Here is a 23898-nt window from a genome sequence, read left to right as displayed (position 1 = left end):
GGAAGGCGCCGACGGCGCTGGTCCCGACCCGCCAGCACACGCTTCAGTTCCGGAGCACCAGCGCCTGCCCGGCGACCACCAGCAGCACCTGCTCGCACTCATCGGCGCACGCCGCGTTGAGACGCCCCAGCTCATCGCGGAAGCGGCGGCCCGAAGCGGTGGCCGGGACCACCCCCGAACCGGCCTCATTGGTCACCGCGACGACCGTACGCGGACTCCGCCGCACCGCCGCGATCAGCTCGGCGACCCGCTCCCGCAGCGCCCGCTCACCGCCCGACCGCCAGGTGTCGTCGTCCCACGCGCCCACCCGGTCCATCGCGTCGGTGAGCCAGAGCGAGAGACAGTCGATCAGCAGCGGCGGCCCCTCCTCGGTGAGCAGCGGCACCAGATCGCAGCTCTCGGTCGTACGCCAGGAAGCGGGCCGGCGCTCCCGGTGCAGCGCGACCCGGTCCGCCCACTCGGCGTCCCCCGTCCGCCCGCCGCCCGTCGCCACGTACAGCACATCGGGGAAGGCCGTCAGCCGCCGCTCGGCCTCCACCGACTTCCCGGAGCGCGCGCCGCCGGTGATCAGGGTGCGGCGCGGCACATCCGGTACGGCGTGGTACTCGCCGACGATCAGCGTCGTCCCGTCCGGCACGGCGCGCGCCCCGGCCGCAGCCAGCCGCCGGTCCAGCTCGGGACCGCCGGGGACGTCGTGGTCGAGATGGACCGCGATCACATCGGTGGTCGCGCCGATCGCCCCCGAGGCCCGCAGCAGGGCGATCGCGTCGGGCCGGCCGATGACGTCGGCCACCACCATCTCGTACGCGGCCAGCCCCTCCGCCAGCCCGGCCGGAGCCCCGCCCGGCGGCAGATACAGCAGCCGCTCGCCGTCCGGCGAGGTCACCTCGTACCCCGTCCCGGGATGGTCCATCGGCACCGCCCGCACCCGGTGCCCGCTGATCAGCGTCAGCACCCGTCCATCCGGCACCCGTCCCGCGGACGGCAGCCCGGCCGGCACATCGACGGCGGGCCCGTCATGCGGATGAGTCAGCAGCACCTGCCGCACGCCGACCAGGGAATGCCCGGCCCGCGCGGCGGCCAGGGCCGCGCCAGGGGTGAGATCGAGCAGCAGCGCCCCGTCCACGAGCAGCGCGGTGGCGGCCCGCGCACGGGGACCACGGGCGGCGGCGCACATGGCACAGGGACAGTCGGGCCGGGGGAGACCGGCCGGGGAGCCGGTGCCGAGCAGAGTCAGTTCCACACCCCTGATCCTCCCGCGTCACCGCGACGGGTGCGCGCCCGGCTACGCTGCGGGCAGCACAGCGATCACTTCAGGGACCTGGAGGCGGACATGGCATGGACGTGGCGTTTCGAGAAGTCCGACGGCACGGAGGTCCGTCCGGCGGTACAGCCGGAGGAGTTCACGACACAGGGGGACGCCGAATCCTGGATCGGGGAACACTGGAAGGACCTGCGCGACGGCGGAGCTGATCAGGTGCTGCTCTCGGAGGACTCCACCGCGATCTACGGCCCGATGAGCCTGCACGCCCCCGAGTAGCCGCACGGGGTCGACGGCGCGGGGCCCGGTCCCTCCGTGTCCCGCGCCTCAGCCTCAGATCTCGCCCAGGGTCACCGTGGCCGTGCGCTGCTCCCCGTCCCGTACGTACCCCACCGTCACCTTCTCCCCGGGCTGCTTCGACGCCAGCGCCTCCGCCAGCGAGGTGATCGTGGTGACCTCGTCCGCCCCCACCCTGGTGATGATGTCGCCCGCCCGCAGCCCGGCTTTGTCCGCCGCGCCCCCTTTGAGGACCTCCACCACCGCCGCCCCCGCGGGCTGGTAGCTGTCGTCCAGCACCGTCCGCGCGGTGATGTCCAGGGCCGCCCGCCCCGAGTCGGTGACCTTCCCGTTCTTGATGATCTGGTCGGCGACCGTCGTCACCATCGACACCGGGATCGCGAAGCCGATCCCCGGCGCCGCGCTGTCCCCGAGGCCCGGATCCGTCGCCGCCAGCGTCGGGATCCCGATCACCTCGCTGTCCAGATTCACCAGCGCGCCCCCGCTGTTGCCCGGGTTGATCGCCGCCGAGGTCTGCACCATGTTGCCGATCGTCGCGCCCGTCCCCCCGTCCGCCGGGCTCTCGCTCACCGTCCGGCCGATCCCCGAGACGATTCCCTGGGTCACACTGCTCGACAGCCCCAGCGGGGAGCCCATCGCCAGCACGATCTGCCCCACGGCCACCTTCGAGGAGTCGCCGAACGTCGCGGCCTTCAGCCCGGTCGGCACCCGGTCCAGCCTGATGACGGCCAGATCCTGCTCCGGGTAGGAGGAGACCAGCTTCGCGGTCAGCGGCTCCTCCCCGGTCGCCACCGTGACCAGGAAGGAGTGCCCCTCGCCCACCACATGGGCGTTGGTGATCACATGGCCCTTGCTGTCGTAGACGATCCCCGACCCGAGGCTGCTCCCCGACTCGATCTGCACCACCGAGGGCAGCACGTTCTTGATCACGGTCTCGTAATCGCTCTGGAGATCGTTCGCCGCCTTGGGCGGCACGGCGCGGGTCGAGGTCTCCGGCTGCCGCCACGCGGCCGTCGACGGCTCGCGGGCGCAGCCGCCGGCGAGCAGAGTGGCCGCGCAGACGGCGCAGACGGTCAGCGAGAGCAGTCGGCGACGCGATATCTCCATGGTCGGAGTCTGCTCGGGGGGTACGGAACCGGCATGTCGTACGCACCCGATCAGGTGGTCCCGCCGCGAAGGGCCCGGGGGCCGGGACCCCGGGCGGGTGGTTCCGCGCCGGCCCGGGCCGGGACCCCGGGCGGGTGTTTCCGTCCCGGCCCGGGGGCCATGACCCGGGCCCTCCGCTCAGACCGCCGCCTCCGGAGCCGTCGCCGTCGCCAGGAACTGCGTCGCCGCCAGCTCCCCGTACAGCGGATCCGCCGACACCAGCTCCGTGTGCGTCCCCACCGCGCGTACCCGCCCCGCGTCCATCACCACGATCCGGTCCGCCAGCGTCACCGTCGACAGCCGGTGCGCCACCACCAGCACCGTCACCTCGCGGGACACCTCCGCGACCACATCCCGCAGCGCCATCTCGTTGACCGCGTCCAGCTGGGAGGTCGCCTCGTCCAGCAGCAGCAGCCTCGGCCGCCGCAGCAGCGCCCGTGCTATCGCCACCCGCTGGCGCTCCCCGCCCGACAGCTTGGAGCCCCGGTGGCCCACCACCGTGTCCAGCCCCTCGGGCAGCCGCTCCACCAGCGAGTCCAGCCTCGCCCGTACCAGAACCTCCGTGATCTGCTCATCGGTCGCCTCCGGAGCGGCGAAGACCAGATTCTCCCGCAGGGTTCCCGCCAGGACCGGGGCGTCCTGCTCGACATAGCCGATCGCGGCCCGCAGCTGGGACACCGGCCAGTCGCGCACATCCCTGCCGTCGACCAGGACGCGTCCGCCGCTCGCCTCGTAGAACCGCTCGATCAGCCCGAACACGGTCGTCTTCCCCGCCCCCGAGGGCCCCACGAAGGCGGTCATCCCCGCGCCCGGCACCTCGAAGGAGACCTCGTGATGGACCGGGGGAAGATCGTCGCGATAGCTGAAGGCGACCTTCTCGAAGGTCACGGCCGCGGGCCCGCCCGCCGCGCCCGCGGCCTCGCCGGTCTCGCCGACCTCCTCGGTCTGCTCGGTCTGCTCGGTCTCCAGCCGCTCCGCCTCCATGATCCGCGCGATCGCCGCCGAGCCCTCCTGGTACTGGGTCGCCGCCTCCACCAGCTTGGAGATCGGGTCGATCAGATAGAAGAGGAAGAGCAGAAACGCCACCAGCGTCGAGATGGAGATCGCCTCCGACGCCACCCGCGCCCCGCCGACGCCCAGCACCGCCAGAAACGACACCTGCACCGCGAGCCCCACCGAGGACCACGCGACCGACTCCCACTTCGCGGACCGGACCCCGTTCCGCCAGGCTTCCTCGGCGGCGGCGGCCACCACCGCCGTCTCGCGCTCCTCGGCCCCGGACGCCTTGAGCGTACGGAACGCCCCGAAAGCGCGCTCCAGCCTCGTGGAGATCTCGCCGACCGCCTCCTGCGACCGCCGGCTGGCCTCGGCGATCTTCGGCATCACCAGGGCGACCACCGCGCCGATCACCACGATCACCCCGAGGGTGACGCCGAGCAGCACCATGTCCATGAAGCCCATCAGCACGATGGTGGCGATGAAGGAGAGCCCGCCGGTCGCCGCGGAGACGACGGACTGGGTGGTGACCGCGCGCAGCAGGGTGGTGTCCGAGGTGATCCGGGACATCAGATCGCCCGGCTGGCTCCGCTCCATCTCCGGCAGCCGCAGCCGCAGCAGCCTGCCTATCAGGGTGCGCCGGGCGGCCAGCACCACCGATTCCGCGGTGCGTCCCAGGACGTAACCGCCCAGTGCCTCGATCGCGGTGCCGAACACCACCAGCGCGGTGAGCGCGATCAGGATCCCGGTGATCGGCTCGTCGCCGCCGAGCCGGTCCACCAGCTCCTTGGCGGCCAGCGGCTGGAGCAGCCCGGTCACGGCGCCGACCAGGGCGAAGGCCGCGCCGAGCGCGACGAGCCCCCGATGCGGGCGGAAGTGGGTGTACAGCGCCCGCCAGGTCTCCCCGGCGGAGAGAGGGGCGGGCGTGTTGTCGTTCGTTTCGGTGGTTTCCGCGGTGGTCACTTGGGTACGGACGCGAAAACCCCGGTTTCGCCTGAGCGGCGGGCCGGACCAGTTTTTGCCGGATCAGCGGATCAGCGGATCGGCGGGTCGCTGGATCGAACCGGTTCAGCCGGATCGGTGGGCCCGCCGCTCAGGCGGCCGGCCCGGTCTCCCGGGTGTCGCGCGCTCCGCACAGATGCAGCAGCGCGGCGATCCGGCGGTAGGGGTCCGTGCGCCCGGCCCGGTCCTCGGCCGCCAGCAGCCGCGCCGGCTCATCGCCGACCGCCGCCGGGCGGTTCGCCGACCAGCCGGTGAAGACCTCCACGCCGTACCAGGCGTGCAGTGGGGCCGCGATCCCCGCGAGCGCCGAGGTGAGCACTTCCAGCCGGTCGGCCCGCACCGGCGTGCCGCGCCGGTCCGCTGCGGTGTCCGCGTCGAACACGGCCAGCGCCCCGGCCCAGTCCCCGGCCAGCCCGGGCCCGAGGGCCAGTGCGTCCGCGTTCCGTATGAGCAGGGAGAGCAGTCCGCGCGGGGCCAGCATCCGGGCCAGGCCCGCGAGCATCGCGTCCGGCTCCTGCGACGACAGCAGCACCTCATGGCAGAGCACCACATCGAAGCCGCCGGGCAGGAAGTGCACCCCGGCTTCCCGGCAGTCGCCCTCGATCAGCCGGACCCGCGCACGGATCCCGTCCGGTTCGACCGCGAGGGCGGCCTCGGCCACGCCGAGCAGGGCGGGGTCCGACTCCAGTCCGGTGACCTCGTGTCCCGCCCGTGCCAGCCGCAGCGTCTGCGCGCCCCGGCCCATGCCGACGTCGAGGATCCGCAGCCGCTGTCCCACCGGGAAGCGGGCCGCTATCTGCTCATCGAGCTGACGCGCGACCAGCTCCTGCCGGATCGACGCCGCGGTCCCGGCGGCAGCCGCCGGGACGCCGGCCGCTGGACCTCCGGGCACCGCTTCCGGGCCGCCGGGCACCGCGTCCGCGGCTCCCGGGGCCTGGGTGCTCAGGGTCGCTCTCCGCGCTTGACCTGCGGCTTCGGCAGCCGGAGCCGGCGCATCTGGAGCGTACGCATCAGGGCGTAGGCCACGGCGCCGCGCTTGGGCTCGTCCGGGAAGCGCTCATTGAGCTGCTTCTTCAGCCGGATGCCCAGGCCGATCGAGTCGATGATGATCATCACGATCACGCCGAGCCAGACCAGCAGCGCGATGCTCTGGAGCTGACCGACCTGGATCATGCTCATGATCAGAATGACCACCGCGAGCGGCAGGAAGAACTCGGCGACGCAGAAGCGGGAGTCCACGAAGTCACGGGCGAACCGGCGCACCGGTCCCTTGTCCCGGACGGGGAGATACCGCTCGTCACCGCTCGCCAGCGCTTCCCGCTGGCGAGCGAGATCCGCCCGGCGGGCCTCCCGCTGACGGCGCATGGCCGCCTTGCGGTCGAGCGGCTGGGTGGCGGCACGACGGCGCTGGGTCTGGGCCTCACTCCGCTTGGGAGTGGGGCGGCCCTTCGGGGCCTCGGGATCGCGGGACTGCTGGGAGAGGTCCGCCGTCACCTGATCGGTGGGGGCCTTCTCTGTCTTGGCACGGCTACGGAACACAAAGCCCAAGGGTACGGGGTGGCAGGCATGGACCCAACGCCGGAGGGGAACGATCCGGCAACACCCCGCGTCAGCACAGGGCGGAAACGCGTCAGCACAGGGCGGAAAGGGGGTGCGGGGCGGACGCGGCCCGAGGTTTCCCTGACGGTCGTCTACTCCTTGCGCTGGATCGGAAGCACCACGCAGTCGTCCTTGCGGATGAGCGCATCAGCGCTCGAACAGTGCGGTAATGGATGCAGGGCCCGTACTGTGGGTTCTGTTGGAGTTCTGGAGCCGGAGTCCGTCAGAAGGGGGCGCGCGAAGCCCATGAGCGGTGTCATGAAGCGTATGGGGATGATCTTCCGCGCGAAGGCAAACAAGGCCCTTGACCGGGCTGAGGATCCGCGCGAGACCCTCGATTACTCGTACCAGAAGCAGCTGGAGCTGCTTCAGAAGGTGCGCCGTGGAGTCGCCGACGTGGCGACCTCCCGCAAGCGCCTGGAGCTACAGCTGAACCAGCTCCAGGGACAGTCCAGCAAGCTGGAGGACCAGGGGCGCAAGGCGCTGGCGCTCGGCCGCGAGGATCTGGCGCGTGAGGCGCTCTCCCGCCGCGCCGCGCTCCAGCAGCAGGTCAGCGATCTGGAGACCCAGCACCAGACGCTCCAGGGCGAGGAGGAGAAGCTCACCCTCGCGGCCCAGCGCCTCCAGGCCAAGGTCGACGCCTTCCGTACGAAGAAGGAGACCATCAAGGCCACCTACACCGCCGCCCAGGCGCAGACCCGGATCGGCGAGGCCTTCTCCGGCATCTCGGAGGAGATGGGCGATGTGGGCCTGGCGATCCAGCGGGCCGAGGACAAGACCGCCCAGCTCCAGGCCAGGGCCGGCGCGATCGACGAGCTGCTCGCCTCCGGCGCGCTCGACGACTCCTCCGGAATGGCCAAGGACGACATCGCCGCCGAGCTGGACCGCATCTCCGGTGGTACGGATGTAGAGCTGGAGCTTCAGCGGATGAAGGCCGAGCTGGCGGGTGGCACCGGTGCCTCGCAGCAGGCCATCGAGGGCGGCGCGAACGCGCAGGACGCCCAGCGCCAGCAGCAGGGCAGGCCCAACTTCGACAAGCAGTAGGCCCCGGGGGCCTTCGGCGGTAGGGACTCGTCATGATCGTACGGATCATGGGGGAGGGGCAGGTGAAGTTGGCGGACAGCCACTTCGCCGAACTGAACAGGCTCGACGACGAGCTGCTGGCCGAGATGGAGCGCGGGGACGGGGAGGGGTTCCACCGGACCCTCGCCGCGCTGCTGGCCCGGGTCCGCGACCTCGGCGAGCCCCTCCCGGACGACGTCCTGGAGCCGTCCGAGCTGATCCTCCCGGGTCCGGACGCGACCCTTGAGGACGTACGGCAGCTCCTCGGCGACGAGGGCCTGATCCCCGGGCTCCCCGGCTGACCGCCTGCCGCGGGCATCGCGCCGGGCGGGCTGCCGTCCGAATCCTGGGCCCCGGGCTGACGGGCGCGGGGCTATGAGGGCCCCGAGGGCGGTCGGCTCACCGAGGCTGGGCCCCAAGCCCGTGCCGGGGCTGTGAGCCCGCGCGAGGTCCCCCGTAGCTGGAGCCGTGAGCCCGCGCTGTCGCCCGCAGCCGGAGCCGCGAGCCCGCGCCGTCGCCCGCAGCCGGAGCCGCGAGCCCGCGCCGTCGCCCGCAGTCGGCGCACGGCCGTCTCCGTACGCCGTAACGTTGCCTGCCGTGACCTCACTCGCCACCGGGTTCGCCCGCACCCAGCGCTGGCTTCGCGACCATCCGCTGGCGTTCGACGGAGCTCTCGCCCTGATCGTGCTGATCTCCATGGTCATCGGCTCGTTCGCCGAGCCCAACGGGGAGCACGGACCCGAGTTCGGCACCCGCACCCCCGCCGCGCGCAGTGTGGTGCTGATGGTCCTGGTCGCCGCCGCGCTCATCGCCCGCCGCCGCAGCCCGATGCGCGTCCTGGTCTTCACCAGCGTGCTCTCCGTCGTGGAACTCGGCTTCGGCGACCCCTCCGCACCGGTCGCGATGGCCGCCGTCGTCGCCCTCTACACCGTCGCCTCGCGCACCGACCGCCCCACCACCTGGCGGGTCGGGCTGCTCACCATGACCGGACTGACCGGCACCGCCATGTTCTTCGGCTCCACCCCCTGGTACACCCAGGAGAATCTGGGCATCTTCGCCTGGACCGGGATGGCCGCCGCCGCGGGAGACGCCGTGCGCAGCCGCCGGGCGTTCGTCGACGCCATACGGGAACGAGCCGAACGCGCCGAGCGCACCCGCGATGAGGAGGCCCGCCGCCGGGTCGCCGAGGAACGGCTCCGGATAGCCCGCGACCTCCACGATGTGGTCGCCCATCACATAGCCCTGGTCAATGTGCAGGCGGGAGTGGCGGCCCATGTCATGGACAAACGCCCCGACCAGGCCAAAGAGGCCCTCTCCCATGTCCGGGAGGCCAGCCGCTCCGCCCTCAACGAACTGCGCGCCACCGTGGGGCTGCTCCGTCAGTCCGGCGACCCGGAGGCCCCCACCGAACCCGCCCCCGGACTCGATGTGCTCGATGAACTGGTCACCACCTTCCGGCAGGCGGGCATGGCCGTGGAGGTGGCCCGCGCCGACGACGGCATCAGACCGCCCGCCGCCGTCGACCTGGCCGCGTACCGGATCATCCAGGAGGCGCTGACCAACGTCCGCAAGCACGCGGGTCCCGACGCCAGAGCCGAGGTGAGCGTGATCCGGGTGGGGCTGACCCTGGAGGTCACGATCCTCGACGACGGCGTGCCGCCGCCCCCCGGCCAGGAGGCGTCCGACGGCGGCCATGGACTGCTCGGCATGCGCGAGCGGGTCTCCGCACTCGGCGGCCGGCTCAGCACCGGCCCCCGATTCGGGGGAGGCTACCGCGTTCAGGCGATACTGCCTCTCCAGGCCCACAGGGGGAGAACAGATGACGATCAGGGTACTGCTCGCCGATGACCAGACGCTGCTGCGCAGCGCGTTCCGCATCCTGGTGGACTCGGAACCGGACATGGAGGTGGTGGGGGAGGCCGCGGACGGGGCCCAAGCCGTCGCCCTCACCCGCTCGGAGCGTGCCGACGTCGTTCTGATGGACATACGGATGCCGGGGATGGACGGACTCGCCGCCACCCGTGAGATCAGCTCCGACCCCGAACTCACCCAGGTGCGCGTGGTGATGCTGACGACCTTCGAGGTGGACGAGTACGTCATCCAGTCGCTGCGCGCCGGAGCCTCCGGGTTCCTGGGCAAGGGCGCGGAGCCGGAGGAGCTGCTCAACGCCATCAGGATCGCGGCGGCCGGCGAATCGCTGCTCTCCCCGGCCGCGACCAAGAGCCTGATCGCCAGGTTCCTCGCCCAGGGCGACGACGCCGACGACGAGAAGAGCGAGACCTTCTCCGAGCGGCTCAACGCGCTGACCGTGCGCGAGCGGGAGGTTCTCGTCCAGGTCGGCGGGGGCCTCTCCAACGACGAGATCGCCGAGCGCCTCCAGGTCTCCCCGCTCACCGTCAAGACCCATGTGAACCGCGCGATGGCGAAGCTGGGCGCCCGCGACCGGGCTCAACTGGTCGTCATCGCCTACGAATCGGGTCTGGTACGTCCACGGGTGGAGTAGCCTCCGGCGGGCGGGGGCCTGTTCTGGGCTGGGGCCGGTGGGGTAGGTGCGGGGGCCGCTCCGGGGTGGTGCCGGGACTCATGATTTACGGGCGCGTTTCCAGTCCTTGTTTGATGGCGGGCCTCCTTCGCGCCACAAATCACGCTTTACGTCCCGGCACCACCCCTGCGCGGCCCCCTCCCCTGAGACTCGAACGCCCGCCTGTCCCGGGTGTGTCGGGGAGCCTCCAGCCCAGTTGCTGGGGAACGCGACCCCTTCCCATTGAGGCACGGGGGGCCAAAATCAGCCCCTTGGGGGTCCCCCCGGACGGAGTCTGGGGGAGATTGAGGAGCGGGGGTTCGGGGGCTGGCCCCCGACAAGGGCCCGACGCCGGGCGGGGCGGCTCGCACACGAGATCCAGCTACGGAGCGGGCTCAGTCGCCGGGCACCGCGGCCCTCCCGGGCCGACCCTCCGACGCCACCGCACGCTCCGCCGCCCACCCCGACAGCACCGCCAGCCCCGCGCACACCGTCATCCAGAAGAACAGAGCCCCCGCCGTATCCCCCACCAGAGGCGCCACCACGGCCCCCAGCGCGCTCTGCACCGTCCCCAGCAGCGCCGAGGCGGTGCCCGCCGCCCCCGGCACCCGGCCGATCGCCAGCGCCGCCGCGTTCGAGAACGCCAGCCCGATCCCCGCGCACACCACCGCCACCAGCGGCAGACAGAGCGCCGCCGTGAGCACCCCGGTCCCGGCCGCCAGCAGCAGCGCGGCGCTCCCCGCGAGCATCGCGAACAGCCCGGTGCGCAGCAGCCGTCCGGGCCCCGCCCGCTCCACCAGCCGGGCGTTCACCACCCCTGCCAGCGCCGCGACCACCGCCCCGCAGCTGAAGGCCACGGCCGACGCCCCCACGCTCAGCCCCAGTACGTTCTGGAGCAGAAACGGCGATCCGGCGATGTAGCAGAAGAGCGTGCCGAAACCGAAGGAGAACGCCAGGGTGTAGCCGGTGTAGGCCCGGTCGCCCACCACCTCCCGCACGGAGGCCGCGAACTCGCCGAGCCCGCCCCGCCGCCGCTTCTCCCCGGGCAGGCTCTCCGGCACTCCGACGGCGACCGCCGCCGCGACGGCCGCGGCCACCGCGCTCAGCACCCAGAAGACCCCGCGCCAGCCGAAGACCTCGATCACACCGCCGCCGGCGAGCGGCGCGACGATCGGGGCTATGGTGCCCAGCGTCATCAGCAGGGCCAGCAGCTTCGCCGCGGCGGCCCCCTCGGCCACATCGGCGACCACCGCACGGCCGATGACGATCCCGGCCGCCCCGGCGAACCCGGCGACGAACCGCGCGCCCACCAGCCACTCCAGCGACGGGGCCACGGCGCAGAGCGCGGTGGCCAGGGCGCACACCACGGACCCGGCCAGCAGCGGCCCCCGCCGCCCGTAACGGTCGGAGAGCGGCCCGAACACCAGATGCCCCAGCGTCATCCCGACCAGGAACGCGGTCAGGGTGAGCTGCACCCCGGACGCGTCCGTGCCCAGCTCCTGGCCCATCCGGGGAAAGGCCGGCAGATACATGTCGGTCGACAGCGGACCGACCACACAGAGCAGCGCGAGCGCGCCGGTCAGCAGTGGCATGGCAGAGAAAGGACCCCCACAGAGCGGAGCGCGGGAAGGATGCGCCGGAGACGAAGGAGATGAAGACGAAGGAGAGAAGAATTCGGGGGGCGCCGTGTCGGACGGTGGGACCGGCCCGGAGGGCGGATCGGGGGCACTGCCCCCGATCGGGAACGCCAGGGCGGAATTCTTCGGCGGCGCGCTCGCCGCGCCCGCCACGGGGAAGGCTATCCGCCGCCCATGGGAGAACCAAGAGGCGCCCCGGCCCGAGAACGGCCGGAGCGCCTGATCCCGCCGGCCGTTACGGCAGCGCGAGCATCCGCTCCAGCGCCAGCTTGGCGAACTTCTCCGTCTCGCTGTCGACCTCGATCCGGTTGACCAGCGAGCCCTCGGCCAGCGACTCCAGCGTCCACACCAGATGCGGCAGATCGATCCGGTTCATGGTCGAGCAGAAGCAGACCGTCTTGTCGAGGAAGACGATCTCCTTGTCCGGGTGGGCGTTCGCGAGGCGGCGGACCAGATTCAGCTCGGTGCCGATCGCCCACTTCGAACCGGCCGGAGCCGCGTCCAGCTCCTTGATGATGTACTCCGTGGAGCCGACCTGGTCGGCGGCGGCCACGACCTCGTGCTTGCACTCGGGGTGCACCAGCACCCGCACCCCCGGGATCCGCGCCCGGACGTCCTCGACCGACTCCAGCGAGAACCGGCCGTGCACCGAGCAGTGGCCGCGCCACAGGATCATCTTCGCCGCGCGCAGCTGCTCCACGGTCAGCCCGCCGCCCGGCTTGTGCGGGTTGTAGAGGACGCAGTCGTCCAGCGACAGGCCCATGTCCCGTACGGCGGTGTTGCGCCCCAGGTGCTGGTCGGGGAGGAAGAGCACCTTCTCGCCCTGCTCGAAGGCCCAGTCCAGGGCCCGCTTGGCGTTGGACGACGTGCATATCGTGCCGCCGTGCTCGCCGGTGAAGGCCTTGATGTCGGCGGAGGAGTTCATATACGACACGGGGACGACCTGCTCGGCGATCCCGGCGTCGGTCAGCACGTCCCAGCACTCCGCGACCTGCTCGGCCGTCGCCATGTCGGCCATGGAGCAGCCGGCGGCCAGATCGGGCAGAACGACCTTCTGGCGGTCGGAGGTGAGGATGTCCGCGGACTCCGCCATGAAGTGGACGCCGCAGAAGACGATGTACTCGGCCTCCGGCCGCGCCGCCGCGTCCCTCGCCAGCTTGAAGGAGTCACCCGTGACATCGGCGAACTGGATGACCTCGTCGCGCTGGTAGTGGTGGCCCAGGACGAAGACCTTGCTGCCGAGCTTCTCCTTGGCCGCGCGGGCGCGCTCCACCAGGTCCGGGTCGGAGGGAGAGGGCAGATCGCCGGGGCACTCCACCCCGCGCTCGCTCCTGGGGTCGGCTTCCCGGCCGAGCAGCAGCAGGGCGAGCGGCGTCGGCTGTACATCGAGCACGTCCTGCGGCTCCGTACGGGCTTGGGCGGTGGTCAAGACACACACCCTTTCTTTTTCTGCGCAGACCTTTTCGTCTATTTGACGTTATCTATCATAACTGCTTCATGTCACTTTGACGATGGCCATAGCGTCGATGTGACGCACCCCCGTCCGCGCGGTCATGACCTCCGCCGGTGCGGTGTGCGAGCATGAAGGGAAAGAACGCAGGCGGCCCGGAATGATTCCGCGGCCGTGCCGGTTGCAATGGTCGGCAAGCAGTCTCCGTACCCTTCCCTGCCTCGTGCCGGGGAGACCATCCCGGGAGTGATGAAGCAGATGTCCGTATCGGACGAGACCACCACCGTGAGCGACGGCATCCTCCTGTCCGACGCCGCCGCGGCCAAGGTCAAGGCCCTGCTGGACCAGGAGGGGCGGGATGATCTGGCGCTGCGCGTCGCCGTTCAGCCCGGCGGCTGCTCCGGCCTGCGCTACCAGCTCTTCTTCGACGAGCGCTCGCTCGACGGCGATGTCGTCAAGGACTTCGACGGCGTCAAGGTCGTCACCGACCGGATGAGCGCCCCGTATCTGATCGGCGCCTCCATCGACTTCGTGGACACCATCGAGAAGCAGGGCTTCACGATCGACAACCCGAACGCCACGGGATCCTGCGCCTGTGGAGACTCCTTCAACTGATCCGCGGCCACGCGGCGCGGAAGGCGGTGACCCCCCGTGGGTCGCCGCCTTCCGCCGTCATGGGACCGGTCCCGCCCGCTGTCAGCGACCGGCGGGCACCTCCGTGCCGGTCTGCGCGTCCACGACCCTCCGGTCGCCCAACCGCTCGTCAAGCGTCACCGACTCCGTCAGTTCCTTGGCCAGTTCGATGCAGACCTCGCCCGGCTCGGGCTCCGGCGCGACGATCCGCACCGTCACCCGGCCGCCGCTCTCCGCCGCCGTGGCCCGGTAGTCGGCGCACACCCCGCCCCAGAACGTCAGCGTCAGCCTCCGGCCGTCCACCCGGTACGACTGGATCACACCCCCGGCCGACGGCGGCGTGGCGGAAGGCTCCTCCGGCGGCACGGTCACCGAAGCCTTCGAGGACGGGTACGGGGACGGGTCCGCCGACGCGGGCACGGCCTCCGTGTACTCCTCCCGGTCCCCGCCCGGCGCCACGCGGAACAGCCAGGACGGCACCAGCGACTGCGTCCCGTCCCGGTACTCCACCGACAGCCCGAACTCGGCCCCGGCGACCGGGACCCGGCGGGGTGCGGCGGTGGGGGAGGGGACGGCCGTGGGAGCCGTCCCGGCGCGGCAGGGGCCGGCGGTGCTCCGGCCGCCCCCGCCCGCCAGCGGCACCGCCGACGCGCAGGCGGACGGCCCGCAGGGCACATCGTGCCGCGGCCGGTCGTCCCGCGCCTTCGACGGCCCGCACCCGGAGAGCGCGGATGCGGCCCCCGCCCCGGCGCGGCGGCCCTCGTTCAGCCGGGCCAGCGTCCGGTCCGCGGAGACCACCGCGACCTCCCCGCCCCGCACCGGCTTCTTCAGCCGCCCCTCACCGCGCACCACCCGCCCGTCCGCGCCGATCTGGAGATCGGTGGACCAGCCGTAGGTCGTCAGCCCGCCGACGACCGGATCCGCGTTGACGATCCGCACCGCGCCGAGCGACTCCTCGGCGAACAGCCGCGCGCCGCTCTGCCCGGCCGCCGCGAGCACCGGGGCGGCGGCCTCTTTCCCGGCCCGCTCGCTCAGCGGCTCACCCGTGGCGTTCGCCGGGGGATCTCCGGCCGGGCAGCTGGGGCCCTTGCGGCAGTCGTCCCCGCCCGAGGGGCCGTGCGCGCGGAAGGTCCACTGCCCCGGCGCCGCCGTCTCCACCCGCAGCACCGGGCCCGTACCGTCCTCCGCGCCGCCGACGCTCCACTGACCGCCCGACCGCTGCGGAGTGCCCGCCAGCCCGAGCGCACGGGCCAGCCGGAGCACCTCGGCCGAGGAGACCGTGCCGGTCATACGGTGTACGGCGGCCCGCTCCGGACCCCGGGGGAACTCTCCCTCGGCGACATAGCGGATCCCGCCCGAGGGGCTGGGCTCCCCGGGCGCCACGCTCCGGCCGGGATCCGGCTCCGTCGACAGCCGGGGCGCGTCGCCCCCGCCGCCGTCCTGGCGCACGGCGGCGCTCTCCGCCGCCGGGCCGCCGCCCCCGGAGCCCGCCGTCGCGAGATACACGCCGCCACCGCTCGCGACCAGCACCACCGCCGCCACCGAGACGATCAGCGGAAAACGCCGGCGCACCGCGCCTTCGGATACGTCCTTGAGGTTCTCGCCGCCGACCACCGCATCGCTCCTTCTGTCCCGTCGCCGTGTCACCCGGGCGGCTATGGGACGGGGCGGGAGCGCGTACGGTTCCCCGGCGCACCGCCGAGGGGCGCCTCAGCCGCCGTACCGGGGCATCGCGTCCACGAGCCGTACGGAGACCGCCGGCACGACCACACCGTGGATACGGGACGGCGGTACGGGCATATCGGGCGTCACCGGGGGCACCCGCCAGTGCGGGGCCATCCGGACGCAGTCGCCGCGCAGCTGCGCGAGGGTGAGGTCGGACTCGCGCGCCGCGCGGCGGGAGACGGGCTCATAGCTGCTGGACTCGGTCATGTCCGCACCGTACGCAGTCGGAGCTACGATAAAAAAGATCTACTATCGGGTAGTTTCGCCCTATCGGCTGGCCCGGCTGTGACCGGGTAGCGTTAGGCGTCATCTCCACCCCCGCCACAGGAGCGCATCGCCGTGCGAATCGCAGTCACCGGCTCCATCGCAACCGACCACCTCATGACTTTCCCCGGCCGCTTCGCCGATCAGTTGGTCGCGGACCAGTTGCACACGGTCTCCCTCTCCTTCCTGGTCGACGGCCTCAATGTGCGCCGAGGAGGGGTCGCGGCGAACATCTGCTTCGGCATGGGCCAGCTCGGCACCGACCCCGTCCTGGTCGGCGCCGCGGGGGCGGACTTCGACGAGTACCGGGCCTGGCTGGACCGCCACGGCGTGGACACCGGGTCCGTACGGATTTCCGAGGTGCTGCACACCGCCCGTTTCGTCTGCACCACCGACGCCGACCACAACCAGATCGGCTCCTTCTACACCGGAGCGATGAGCGAGGCCCGGCTGATCGAACTCCAGTCGGTCGCCGAGCGCGTCGGCGGGCTCGATCTGGTCCTGATCGGAGCGGACGACCCCGAGGCGATGCTGCGCCACACCGAGGAGTGCCGCTCCCGGAAGATCCCCTTCGCCGCCGACTTCTCCCAGCAGATCGCCCGGATGAACGGGGACGAGATCCGGATACTGCTGGACGGGGCGACCTACCTCTTCTCCAACGAGTACGAGAAGGGGCTCATCGAGTCGAAGACCGGCTGGACCGAGGAGGAGATCCTCTCCCGGGTCGGCCACCGGGTCACCACCCTCGGCTCGCGCGGAGTGCGCATCGAGCGGGCCGGGGACGACCCGATCGAGGTGGGCTGCCCGGAGGAGGACGCCAAGGTCGACCCCACCGGAGTCGGCGACGCCTTCCGGGCCGGCTTCCTCTCCGGTCTGTCGTGGGGCGTCGGCCTGGAGCGGGCCGCGCAGATCGGCTGCATGCTGGCGACGCTGGTGATCGAGACCCTGGGCACCCAGGAGTACACCCTGCGCCGCGCCCACTTCATGGACCGCTTCACCAAGGCGTACGGCGACGAGGCCGGCGCCGAGGTCAAGGCCCATCTGGCCTGACCCCGCCCGCCCGGGGCCCGCGTCCACCGGACGCGGGCCCTCCGCATGCCTCCTGCCGCCGGACCACAAGTCCCGCCGGACGCCCCGGCATACGGCCCGCAAGCGCAAGCCCCGCCGGACGCCCCGGCCGTCCGGAGCCGCCGGGCCTCAGACCAGGCGGCGCACCGTGTACGCCGCCCCCCGCTCCCGGGGCTCCGCCCCCACGTACTCCTGCTCCCGCATCCCGCACCACGCCGGAATGTCCAGCCGCGCCGCCTCGTCGTCCGACAGCACCGTCACCGTCCCCCCGACGGGCACCCGGCCGATCACCTTCGCCAGCTCGATCACCGGAATCGGGCAGCGCTTCCCCAGCGCGTCCACCACCAGCGCCGCCGGCCCCGCCGCATCCGCCCCCGTGCCCACCGGCACGCCCAGCCGCTCCCGTACCGAGGACACCACCCCGGGCAGCACCGCCAGAAAGCGGTCCACCTCCTGCGCCGAGGTGCCGTACGGCAGCGACACCCGCACATTCCCCTCGCTCAGCACGCCCATCGCCCGCAGCACATGGCTCGGCGTCAGCGTGCTCGATGTGCACGACGAGCCCGACGACACCGAGAAGCCCTCCCGGTCCAGCTCGGACAGGAGCGTCTCCCCATCGACATAGAGACAGGAGAAGGTGACCAGATGGGGGAGACGGCGTACGGGATCGCCCACCACCTCCGTATCGGGGACCAGCTCCGGCACCCGGGCGCGGATCCGGTCCACCAGGGCGCTCAGCCGCGCCGCCTCCGCCGCCGCCTCCGCCCGCACGGCCCGCAGCGAGGCCGCCGCCGCCACGATCGCCGGCAGATTCGGGAAACCGGGCGACCGCCCCGACTCCCGTTCGTCCGCCGGGCCTTGCGGCGCGAACCGCACCCCCTTGCGCACCGCCAGCAGGCCCACCCCCGCCGGGCCGCCCCACTTATGGGCGCTCGCGGTCAGCAGCGACCAGCCGTCCGCCACCGGACCCCAGCCCAGCGACTGCGCGGCGTCCACCAGCAGCGGCACCCCCGCCGCCCGGCACGCCTCGGCCGCCTCCGCCACCGGCTGCTCCGTGCCGACCTCGTGATTGGCCGACTGGAGACACGCCAGCGCGGTGTCCCCGGCCAGCGCCGCCGTGAAGGCGGCGAGCTCCACCCGCCCGGAGCGCTCGACCGGCACGACGGCCGCGTCCTCGCCCGCCGCGTGCAGTACGGAGGAGTGCTCCACCGCCGAGACCACCACCCGCCGCCCCACCCGCCGGCGTCCCGCGAGCGCGCCCGCGATCCCCTGGTGGACCGCATGGGTCCCCGAGGCGGTGAAGACCAGCTCGTCCGGGCGGCAGCCGACCGCCTCCGCCGCCGTCTCCCGCGCCGCGTCCAGCAGCATCCGGGCGCGTCTGCCCTCCCGGTAGAGCCGGGCGGGGTCGGCCCACCCCTCGTCGAGGGCGGCCTGGAGAGCGGCGCGGGCCATCGGATGCAGGGGAGCGGAGGACGCGGCGTCGAAGTAGGGCACGCCGCCACGCTAGCGCCCACCCGCCCCGAGGCACCGTCAGCCCCGAGGGACAGGTCAGCCTCGGAGCCGGGGAAGCCTCGGAGTCGGGCAAGCCTCGGAGTCGGGCAAGCCTCGGAGCCGGGGAAGCCCGGGAGTCGGAGAAGCCCGGGAGTCGGAGAAGCCCGGGAGTCGGAGAAGTCCCGGAGCCGGGCAAGCCTCGGCCCGGGCGAGCAACCCTCGGACTCAGGCAAGCCTCGGGCCGGGCGAGCCGGCCCCGGACTCGGCGAAGCCCGGGCCCAGGGAAGCCCCGGCCGCCCTCCGCCGGACGCCGGTTTCCCGGCCGGTTTCCCGGCCGCTTCCCGGCCGGAGACCCGGCCGCCTCCCGGCCGAATACCCGAGCGATTCCAGCCGAAAACCACGCCCTGTCCAGGGCGATTCCACTCCTTCGGGGTGTCGGACGGCGCGTTGGGCACCCTCCCCGCGCGACCCCAAATAGCGTCCAGTAGGGTTTGGTCCGCATAAACATCCAAACCCCTGCCCGCGTCAGGGCCGGCGACCGACCAGCGAGACGGCCGCACGCCCGTCGCGCGGGCCGAGACTCTCGGGAAGGCGCTACGTGAGTCCCAACGGCTCCGACCGCTCGTCGCGGCGCCCGATGCGGCGGAAGCTGCCGCAGGTGCTGACTGCGGGCCTGATCCTGGTTACCGCCACCGGCTGCGAATACACATACAAGGACTTCCCCCGCCTCGGTATGCCCACCCCGGTCACGGAAGAGGCTCCGATCATCCTCTCCCTGTGGCAGGGATCCTGGGCTGCCGCGCTCGTCACGGGCGTCCTGGTGTGGGGCCTGATCCTGTGGAGCGTTTTCTTCCACCGGCGCACCCGCAGCAAGGTGGAGGTACCTCCGCAGACCCGGTACAACCTGCCCATCGAGGCGCTGTACACCGTGGTTCCGCTCATCATCGTCTCGGTGTTCTTCTATTTCACCGCGCGTGATGAGTCCAGGCTGCTCTCCCTCTCCGAAAAGCCCGCCCACACCATCAATGTGGTCGGCTACCAGTGGAGCTGGGGTTTCAACTACATCGAGAACGTCGACGGCTCCAAGGGCGACGCCAAGACGGACAAGAACCTCAAGGCCATCCCGAACAAGTACGTCGACGACTTCCCGGCGAACGCCGGCGGCGTGTACGAGGCCGGCATCCCCGGCACCCGTAACCCGCAGACCGGCAACCCGGGCCCGACGCTCGTGCTCCCCAAGGGCGAGAAGGTCCGCTTCATCCTCACCTCCCGTGATGTGATCCACTCCTTCTGGGTGGTTCCCTTCCTCTTCAAGCAGGACGTGATCCCGGGCCACACCAACGCCTTCGAGGTCACCGCCACCAAGGAAGGCACCTTCCGCGGCAAGTGCGCCGAGCTGTGCGGCGTCGACCACTCCCGGATGCTCTTCAACGTCAAGGTGGTCTCTCCGGAGCGCTACCAGGAGTATCTGAAGGATCTGGCCGACAAGGGGCAGACCGGCTACATCCCGGCGGGCATTGAGCAGACCACCCCGGCCAAGGACGCGGAGAAGAAGCAACTGTGAGCATCCTCAACGAACCCAAGGGTGCCGCCGCAGCAGCTGACGACTCATACGAGAACGAGCTGCCGGTACGGCGCAAGCAGCCGGGCAATGTGGTGGTGAAGTGGCTGACCACCACCGACCACAAGACCATCGGTACGCTCTACCTGGTCACGTCGTTCGTCTTCTTCTGCATCGGCGGACTCATGGCGCTCTTCATGCGCGCCGAGCTGGCCCGTCCGGGCACGCAGATCATGTCGAACGAGCAGTTCAACCAGGCGTTCACGATGCATGGCACGATCATGCTGCTGATGTTCGCGACGCCGCTGTTCGCCGGATTCGCGAACTGGATCATGCCGCTTCAGATCGGCGCGCCCGATGTGGCGTTCCCGCGGCTGAACATGTTCGCCTACTGGCTCTACCTGTTCGGCTCGCTCATCGCGGTGGCCGGCTTCCTCACCCCGCAGGGTGCGGCCGACTTCGGCTGGTTCGCCTACTCCCCGCTGTCGGACGCGGTCCGCTCGCCGGGCGCAGGCGCCGATATGTGGATCATGGGTCTGGCCTTCTCCGGCTTCGGCACCATCCTCGGCTCGGTCAACTTCATCACCACGATCATCTGCATGCGCGCTCCCGGCATGACGATGTTCCGCATGCCGATCTTCACCTGGAACGTGCTGCTGACCGGTGTGCTGGTCCTGCTCGCCTTCCCGGTGCTGGCCGCCGCGCTCTTCGCGCTGGAGGCGGACCGTAAGTTCGGCGCGCAGATCTTCGACGCGGCCAACGGCGGCGCACTGCTGTGGCAACACCTCTTCTGGTTCTTCGGCCATCCAGAGGTGTACATCATCGCCCTGCCGTTCTTCGGCATCGTCTCCGAGATCATCCCGGTCTTCAGCCGTAAGCCGATGTTCGGCTACATGGGCCTGGTCAGCGCGACGATCGCCATCGCCGGTCTCTCGGTGACGGTGTGGGCGCACCACATGTACGTCACAGGCGGCGTGCTACTGCCGTTCTTCTCCTTCATGACCTTCCTGATCGCGGTGCCGACCGGTGTGAAGTTCTTCAACTGGATCGGCACGATGTGGAAGGGGTCGCTGTCCTTCGAGACACCGATGCTCTGGACCATCGGCTTCCTGATCACCTTCACCTTCGGTGGTCTGACCGGTGTCATCCTGGCCTCGCCGCCGCTGGACTTCCACGTCTCCGACTCGTACTTCGTCGTCGCGCATTTCCACTACGTCGTCTTCGGCACCGTGGTCTTCGCGATGTTCGCCGGCTTCCATTTCTGGTGGCCGAAGTTCACCGGAAAGATGCTGGACGAGCGGCTCGGCAAGATCACCTTCTGGACGCTGTTCGTCGGTTTCCACGGCACATTCCTGGTCCAGCACTGGCTGGGCGCCGAGGGCATGCCGCGGCGTTACGCCGACTATCTGGCGGCAGACGGCTTCACCGCGCTGAACACCATCTCCACCATCGCCTCGTTCGTTCTCGGCGCTTCGGTCCTGCCGTTCGTCTACAACGTCTGGAAGACGGCGAAGTACGGAAAGAAGATCGAGGTGGACGACCCGTGGGGCTACGGCCGTTCGCTCGAATGGGCGACGTCCTGCCCGCCCCCGCGGCATAACTTCCTCACCCTGCCGCGGATCCGTTCCGAATCCCCGGCCTTCGATCTGCATCACCCCGAGATCGCGGTCGTCGACCAGCTCGCCAACCGCGGCGAGGTCGACAAGGCCCTCACCAGTGGGAAGGAGGCCGCCAAGTGAAGATCCAGGGAAAGATGTTCCTCTGGCTGAGCGTCTTCGTCCTCGCCGTGGCCATTCTCTACGGCGTGTGGTCGAAGGAGCCGGCCGGTACCACCGCGCTCTTCCTGGCGTTCGGTCTCTGCATCATGGTCGGCTACTACCTGGCCTTCACGGCCAAGCGTGTGGACGCCATGGCCCAGGACGACACCGAGGCCGATGTCGCAGACGAGGCCGGCGAGGTGGGGTTCTTCGCCCCGCACAGCTGGCAGCCGCTCTCGCTGGCGATCGGCGGTGCGCTCGCGTTCCTCGGCGTGGCCGTCGGCTGGTGGCTGGTGTACTTCTCGTTCCCGCTGCTCCTCATCGGCCTCTTCGGCTGGGTGTTTGAGTACTACCGCGGTGAGAACCAGAACCAGTGATCCACTGGCACTGACGCCAACGGCGTCGGACGCAGACGCAGACGGTCCGGACCCGGTCCCCTTCACTCCGAGGGGGACCGGGTCCGCCCGTTTGTACGCACTCAGCGAGCCAGTCCGATCCAATATTCCTATTGTGTGATTTATGAACCAGACGCCGCGCTTCAGCACCGTCGTCCGCTGCACCCTGCTGCTCCTGGCCCTGGGAGTGGTCGTGACCGCGTGCGGCGAACCGAAGAGCAGTGACCCCCTCTCCACCGAGCCCTTCGACGCGGCCGAGCAGGTCGTCTTCAACACCCCGAGGGGCGGTGTGAAGGTCAACCCCGACAAACCCTTCGAGGTGACCGTCAAGGGCGAAGAGGGCCGTATCACCGATGTCCGGGTGACCGATGACTCCGGGCACCATCTGGGCGGCGAGCTCGCGGCGGACGGCAGCCGCTGGCGCTCCACCGGCCCGCTCTCCGCCGGTGCGAAGTACACCGCCAGGGTCGCCACGGAGAACAAGAAGGGCGCTCCAGGCGCCCGTATGGCCGTTTTCGAGACCTCACCGGCCAAACGGTTGCTGAGCGTCGGTTTCGGGCCCGAGGAGGGCACCTACGGCGTGGCACAGCCCATCATCGCGGAGCTCAGCCTGCCCGTGGCCGACCGGGAGGCCAGGGCCGTGGTGGAGCGCGGGCTCAAAATCGACTCCAAGCCCGCGGTGGAGGGCGCCTGGCACTGGGTCGACGACGAGGTGCTGCACTTCCGCCCGAAGGACTACTGGCCCACGGGCGCCAAGGTCAGCGTCTCCAGCAACCTCCAGGGCGTCCGGATCTCCAACCAGCTGTACGGGGACAAGGCGGAGAAGCCCGTGAAGTTCACCATCGGGGACCGTCTGGAGGCCATCACGGACGCCTCGGCGCACTACATGACGGTTCTGCTCAACGGAGAAGTGATCAACACCATTCCGATCACCACCGGAAAGCCGGGCTTCTCCACCCGCAACGGCGTCAAGGTGGTGCTCGGCAAGGAGTATTTCGTTCGGATGAGGGGCTCCAGCGTCGGCATCGGCGGCTCGGAGGCGTATGACCTGCCCGTCTATTACGCCACCCGGGTCACCTGGAGCGGTGAGTACGTCCACGCCGCGCCCTGGTCGATCGGCTCACACGGGTACGAGAACGTCAGCCACGGCTGCACCGGGATGTCCACCGGCAACGCCGCCTGGTTCTACGAGACGTTCAAGGAGGGCGACATCGTCCACGTGATCAACAGCGTCGGCGAGGACATGGACACCTTCGGCAACGGCTACGGCGACTGGAACCTCGACTGGGACGAGTGGCGTTCAGGCAGTTCGCTGGTCGAGAACGCCCCGGGCGGCCCCAGGCCCGACGACTCGGCACGGCTGCGTCCCTGGGTGTGAGGGCGGCGCAGGGACCCGGGGAGTGCCTTCAAGGTCCCGTCCGCCCGGCGCACCGTCGGCGCCCCGCCCGCCCGGCGGGGTCCGGCGGGTCCCGCCCCCCGGGCCCCGCAGCTCCGGCGTCCTCAGGCGTCCACAGCCAGCCTGCCGCGGAGCAGCGCGGCCAGGGTGCGGGCGAACTCCACCGGCTCCACAGGAAGCGTCACAGCGGCCTCGGCGCGGCTCCAGGTGGCCAGCCAGGCGTCCTGCGGCCGTCCGATCAGCAGCAGTACGGGCGGGCAGTGGAAGATCTCGTCCTTGATCTGCCGGCAGACCCCCATCCCGCCCGCGGGCACGGTCTCGCCGTCCAGCACACAGACGTCCACACCGCCCTCGTCCAGCCGCTTCAGCACGGCGGGCAGGGTGGCGCACTCGATGAACTCCACGGGGGGAACATCGGCCGCCGGCCTGCGCCCGGCGGCCAGCCGCACCTGCTCGCGGGTGCTCGCGTCATCGCTGTAGACCAGCACGGTGGCGGTCGGCTGCATTGTTCCTCCGCGTCGTTGGATCCGTTGTGGATCAGGTACCGATGGGCCGGATGCTACTCGCTCCCACTGCCGGTAAACAGCGGTTCGAGCCCATGGACGCTGGGCCGTTCGGGCCGCGCGGGGGCCGCTGA

The 23898-nt window shown here is 71.2% G+C and carries 22 protein-coding genes; 11 read left to right on the top strand and 11 right to left on the bottom strand.

Annotation, left to right across the window (positions count from 1 at the left end):
- Nucleotides 1-43 precede the first annotated feature (43 nt).
- Complete coding sequence (locus FF041_RS12540; RefSeq protein ID WP_323391802.1) at nt 44-1243, bottom strand: bifunctional adenosylcobinamide kinase/adenosylcobinamide-phosphate guanylyltransferase; 1200 nt, start codon at nt 1241-1243, stop codon at nt 44-46.
- Nucleotides 1244-1333: 90 nt separating this feature from the next.
- Here FF041_RS12540 and FF041_RS12535 point away from each other — a divergent pair, with 90 nt between their 5' ends.
- Nucleotides 1334-1540, top strand: coding sequence for a hypothetical protein (locus FF041_RS12535; RefSeq protein WP_153487099.1), 207 nt, complete (start codon nt 1334-1336; stop codon nt 1538-1540).
- 54 nt (nt 1541-1594) lie between these two features.
- On the opposite strand, the gene FF041_RS12530 is transcribed toward FF041_RS12535, so the two are convergent.
- The 4 genes from FF041_RS12530 to FF041_RS12515 all read right to left on the bottom strand — a co-directional run bounded on the left by FF041_RS12530 (nt 1595) and on the right by FF041_RS12515 (nt 6241).
- Nucleotides 1595-2665, bottom strand: coding sequence for a S1C family serine protease (locus tag FF041_RS12530; protein WP_153522892.1), 1071 nt, complete (start codon nt 2663-2665; stop codon nt 1595-1597).
- Nucleotides 2666-2842: 177 nt separating this feature from the next.
- Nucleotides 2843-4663: an ABC transporter ATP-binding protein gene (locus FF041_RS12525; protein WP_323391801.1), complete on the bottom strand. Its 1821-nt coding sequence runs from the start codon at nt 4661-4663 to the stop codon at nt 2843-2845.
- A gap of 130 nt (nt 4664-4793) precedes the next feature.
- Nucleotides 4794-5537 (bottom strand): class I SAM-dependent methyltransferase, encoded by a 744-nt coding sequence (locus FF041_RS12520; RefSeq protein ID WP_407698145.1) that lies wholly within the window; start codon nt 5535-5537, stop codon nt 4794-4796.
- A 107-nt stretch (nt 5538-5644) separates the two neighbouring features.
- The gene (locus FF041_RS12515; RefSeq protein ID WP_323372428.1) at nt 5645-6241 is read right to left on the bottom strand and encodes a DUF3043 domain-containing protein; all 597 of its coding nucleotides are present in this window, start codon (nt 6239-6241) and stop codon (nt 5645-5647) included.
- A gap of 306 nt (nt 6242-6547) precedes the next feature.
- Between FF041_RS12515 and FF041_RS12510 the strand changes: the two genes are divergently transcribed.
- The 4 genes from FF041_RS12510 to FF041_RS12495 all read left to right on the top strand — a co-directional run bounded on the left by FF041_RS12510 (nt 6548) and on the right by FF041_RS12495 (nt 9866).
- Nucleotides 6548-7345, top strand: a complete 798-nt coding sequence (locus FF041_RS12510; protein WP_153522891.1) for a PspA/IM30 family protein — start codon at nt 6548-6550, stop codon at nt 7343-7345.
- A 32-nt stretch (nt 7346-7377) separates the two neighbouring features.
- The gene (gene pspAA / locus FF041_RS12505; protein WP_153487105.1) at nt 7378-7665 is read left to right on the top strand and encodes a PspA-associated protein PspAA; all 288 of its coding nucleotides are present in this window, start codon (nt 7378-7380) and stop codon (nt 7663-7665) included.
- 295 nt (nt 7666-7960) lie between these two features.
- Nucleotides 7961-9211 carry a sensor histidine kinase gene (locus FF041_RS12500; protein ID WP_323391798.1) on the top strand — a complete coding sequence of 417 codons (1251 nt, stop codon included), beginning with the start codon at nt 7961-7963 and terminating at the stop codon, nt 9209-9211.
- Complete coding sequence (locus tag FF041_RS12495) at nt 9183-9866, top strand: response regulator (RefSeq protein WP_153522889.1); 684 nt, start codon at nt 9183-9185, stop codon at nt 9864-9866. Before FF041_RS12500 ends, FF041_RS12495 begins: the two co-directional genes overlap by 29 nt.
- 413 nt (nt 9867-10279) lie before the next feature.
- On the opposite strand, the gene FF041_RS12490 is transcribed toward FF041_RS12495, so the two are convergent.
- Together FF041_RS12490 and nadA are read right to left on the bottom strand one after the other, a co-directional pair.
- A complete protein-coding gene (locus FF041_RS12490; RefSeq protein WP_153522888.1) occupies nt 10280-11476 on the bottom strand; it encodes a multidrug effflux MFS transporter in 1197 nt (398 codons plus the stop codon).
- Between the two features lie 280 nt (nt 11477-11756).
- Nucleotides 11757-12950: a quinolinate synthase NadA gene (nadA, locus tag FF041_RS12485; protein WP_153522887.1), complete on the bottom strand. Its 1194-nt coding sequence runs from the start codon at nt 12948-12950 to the stop codon at nt 11757-11759.
- A 279-nt stretch (nt 12951-13229) separates the two neighbouring features.
- Here nadA and erpA point away from each other — a divergent pair, with 279 nt between their 5' ends.
- The gene (gene erpA / locus FF041_RS12480) at nt 13230-13586 is read left to right on the top strand and encodes an iron-sulfur cluster insertion protein ErpA (RefSeq protein ID WP_153487119.1); all 357 of its coding nucleotides are present in this window, start codon (nt 13230-13232) and stop codon (nt 13584-13586) included.
- 81 nt (nt 13587-13667) lie between these two features.
- Here the strand turns inward: erpA and FF041_RS12475 are convergent, their stop codons facing one another.
- Nucleotides 13668-15218, bottom strand: a complete 1551-nt coding sequence (locus FF041_RS12475; protein WP_323391796.1) for a hypothetical protein — start codon at nt 15216-15218, stop codon at nt 13668-13670.
- Between the two features lie 96 nt (nt 15219-15314).
- The gene (locus FF041_RS12470) at nt 15315-15536 is read right to left on the bottom strand and encodes a hypothetical protein (RefSeq protein WP_153522886.1); all 222 of its coding nucleotides are present in this window, start codon (nt 15534-15536) and stop codon (nt 15315-15317) included.
- A 132-nt stretch (nt 15537-15668) separates the two neighbouring features.
- Between FF041_RS12470 and FF041_RS12465 the strand changes: the two genes are divergently transcribed.
- A complete protein-coding gene (locus FF041_RS12465) occupies nt 15669-16643 on the top strand; it encodes a carbohydrate kinase family protein (protein WP_323391794.1) in 975 nt (324 codons plus the stop codon).
- A gap of 147 nt (nt 16644-16790) precedes the next feature.
- Here FF041_RS12465 and FF041_RS12460 read toward each other — a convergent pair whose 3' ends face one another.
- Nucleotides 16791-18155, bottom strand: coding sequence for a cysteine desulfurase/sulfurtransferase TusA family protein (locus FF041_RS12460; RefSeq protein WP_323391792.1), 1365 nt, complete (start codon nt 18153-18155; stop codon nt 16791-16793).
- 595 nt (nt 18156-18750) lie between these two features.
- Here FF041_RS12460 and ctaC point away from each other — a divergent pair.
- The 4 genes from ctaC to FF041_RS12440 all read left to right on the top strand — a co-directional run bounded on the left by ctaC (nt 18751) and on the right by FF041_RS12440 (nt 23243).
- On the top strand, nt 18751-19716 hold the full coding sequence (gene ctaC, locus FF041_RS12455; RefSeq protein ID WP_323391790.1) for an aa3-type cytochrome oxidase subunit II: 966 nt from the start codon (nt 18751-18753) through the stop codon (nt 19714-19716).
- The gene (gene ctaD, locus FF041_RS12450) at nt 19713-21452 is read left to right on the top strand and encodes an aa3-type cytochrome oxidase subunit I (RefSeq protein ID WP_323372327.1); all 1740 of its coding nucleotides are present in this window, start codon (nt 19713-19715) and stop codon (nt 21450-21452) included. Before ctaC ends, ctaD begins: the two co-directional genes overlap by 4 nt.
- Complete coding sequence (locus FF041_RS12445; RefSeq protein ID WP_323372328.1) at nt 21449-21847, top strand: cytochrome c oxidase subunit 4; 399 nt, start codon at nt 21449-21451, stop codon at nt 21845-21847. The genes ctaD and FF041_RS12445 overlap by 4 nt, the downstream gene beginning before the upstream one ends.
- A gap of 142 nt (nt 21848-21989) precedes the next feature.
- Complete coding sequence (locus FF041_RS12440) at nt 21990-23243, top strand: L,D-transpeptidase (protein ID WP_153522885.1); 1254 nt, start codon at nt 21990-21992, stop codon at nt 23241-23243.
- 122 nt (nt 23244-23365) lie between these two features.
- Here the strand turns inward: FF041_RS12440 and FF041_RS12435 are convergent, their stop codons facing one another.
- Nucleotides 23366-23767: a DNA-binding transcriptional response regulator gene (locus tag FF041_RS12435; protein ID WP_153522884.1), complete on the bottom strand. Its 402-nt coding sequence runs from the start codon at nt 23765-23767 to the stop codon at nt 23366-23368.
- Nucleotides 23768-23898: the final 131 nt, after the last annotated feature.

This window comes from Streptomyces jumonjinensis, from assembly GCF_009600885.1.
In the GTDB taxonomy this organism is placed as follows: Bacteria; Actinomycetota; Actinomycetes; order Streptomycetales; family Streptomycetaceae; genus Streptomyces; species Streptomyces jumonjinensis.
This window is presented reverse-complemented; position numbering and strand designations above follow the sequence as displayed.

What these genes read in the sequence shown, in the direction of transcription:
- FF041_RS12535 (WP_153487099.1), top strand. Translation starts at nt 1,334, where the DNA reads ATGGCATGGACGTGGCGTTTCGAGAAGTCCGACGGCACGGAGGTCCGT.
- FF041_RS12530 (WP_153522892.1), bottom strand. Translation starts at nt 2,665, where the DNA reads ATGGAGATATCGCGTCGCCGACTGCTCTCGCTGACCGTCTGCGCCGTC.
- FF041_RS12510 (WP_153522891.1), top strand. Translation starts at nt 6,548, where the DNA reads ATGAGCGGTGTCATGAAGCGTATGGGGATGATCTTCCGCGCGAAGGCA.
- pspAA (WP_153487105.1), top strand. Translation starts at nt 7,378, where the DNA reads ATGATCGTACGGATCATGGGGGAGGGGCAGGTGAAGTTGGCGGACAGC.
- FF041_RS12495 (WP_153522889.1), top strand. Translation starts at nt 9,183, where the DNA reads ATGACGATCAGGGTACTGCTCGCCGATGACCAGACGCTGCTGCGCAGC.
- FF041_RS12490 (WP_153522888.1), bottom strand. Translation starts at nt 11,476, where the DNA reads ATGCCACTGCTGACCGGCGCGCTCGCGCTGCTCTGTGTGGTCGGTCCG.
- erpA (WP_153487119.1), top strand. Translation starts at nt 13,230, where the DNA reads ATGTCCGTATCGGACGAGACCACCACCGTGAGCGACGGCATCCTCCTG.
- FF041_RS12470 (WP_153522886.1), bottom strand. Translation starts at nt 15,536, where the DNA reads ATGACCGAGTCCAGCAGCTATGAGCCCGTCTCCCGCCGCGCGGCGCGC.
- FF041_RS12440 (WP_153522885.1), top strand. Translation starts at nt 21,990, where the DNA reads ATGAACCAGACGCCGCGCTTCAGCACCGTCGTCCGCTGCACCCTGCTG.
- FF041_RS12435 (WP_153522884.1), bottom strand. Translation starts at nt 23,767, where the DNA reads ATGCAGCCGACCGCCACCGTGCTGGTCTACAGCGATGACGCGAGCACC.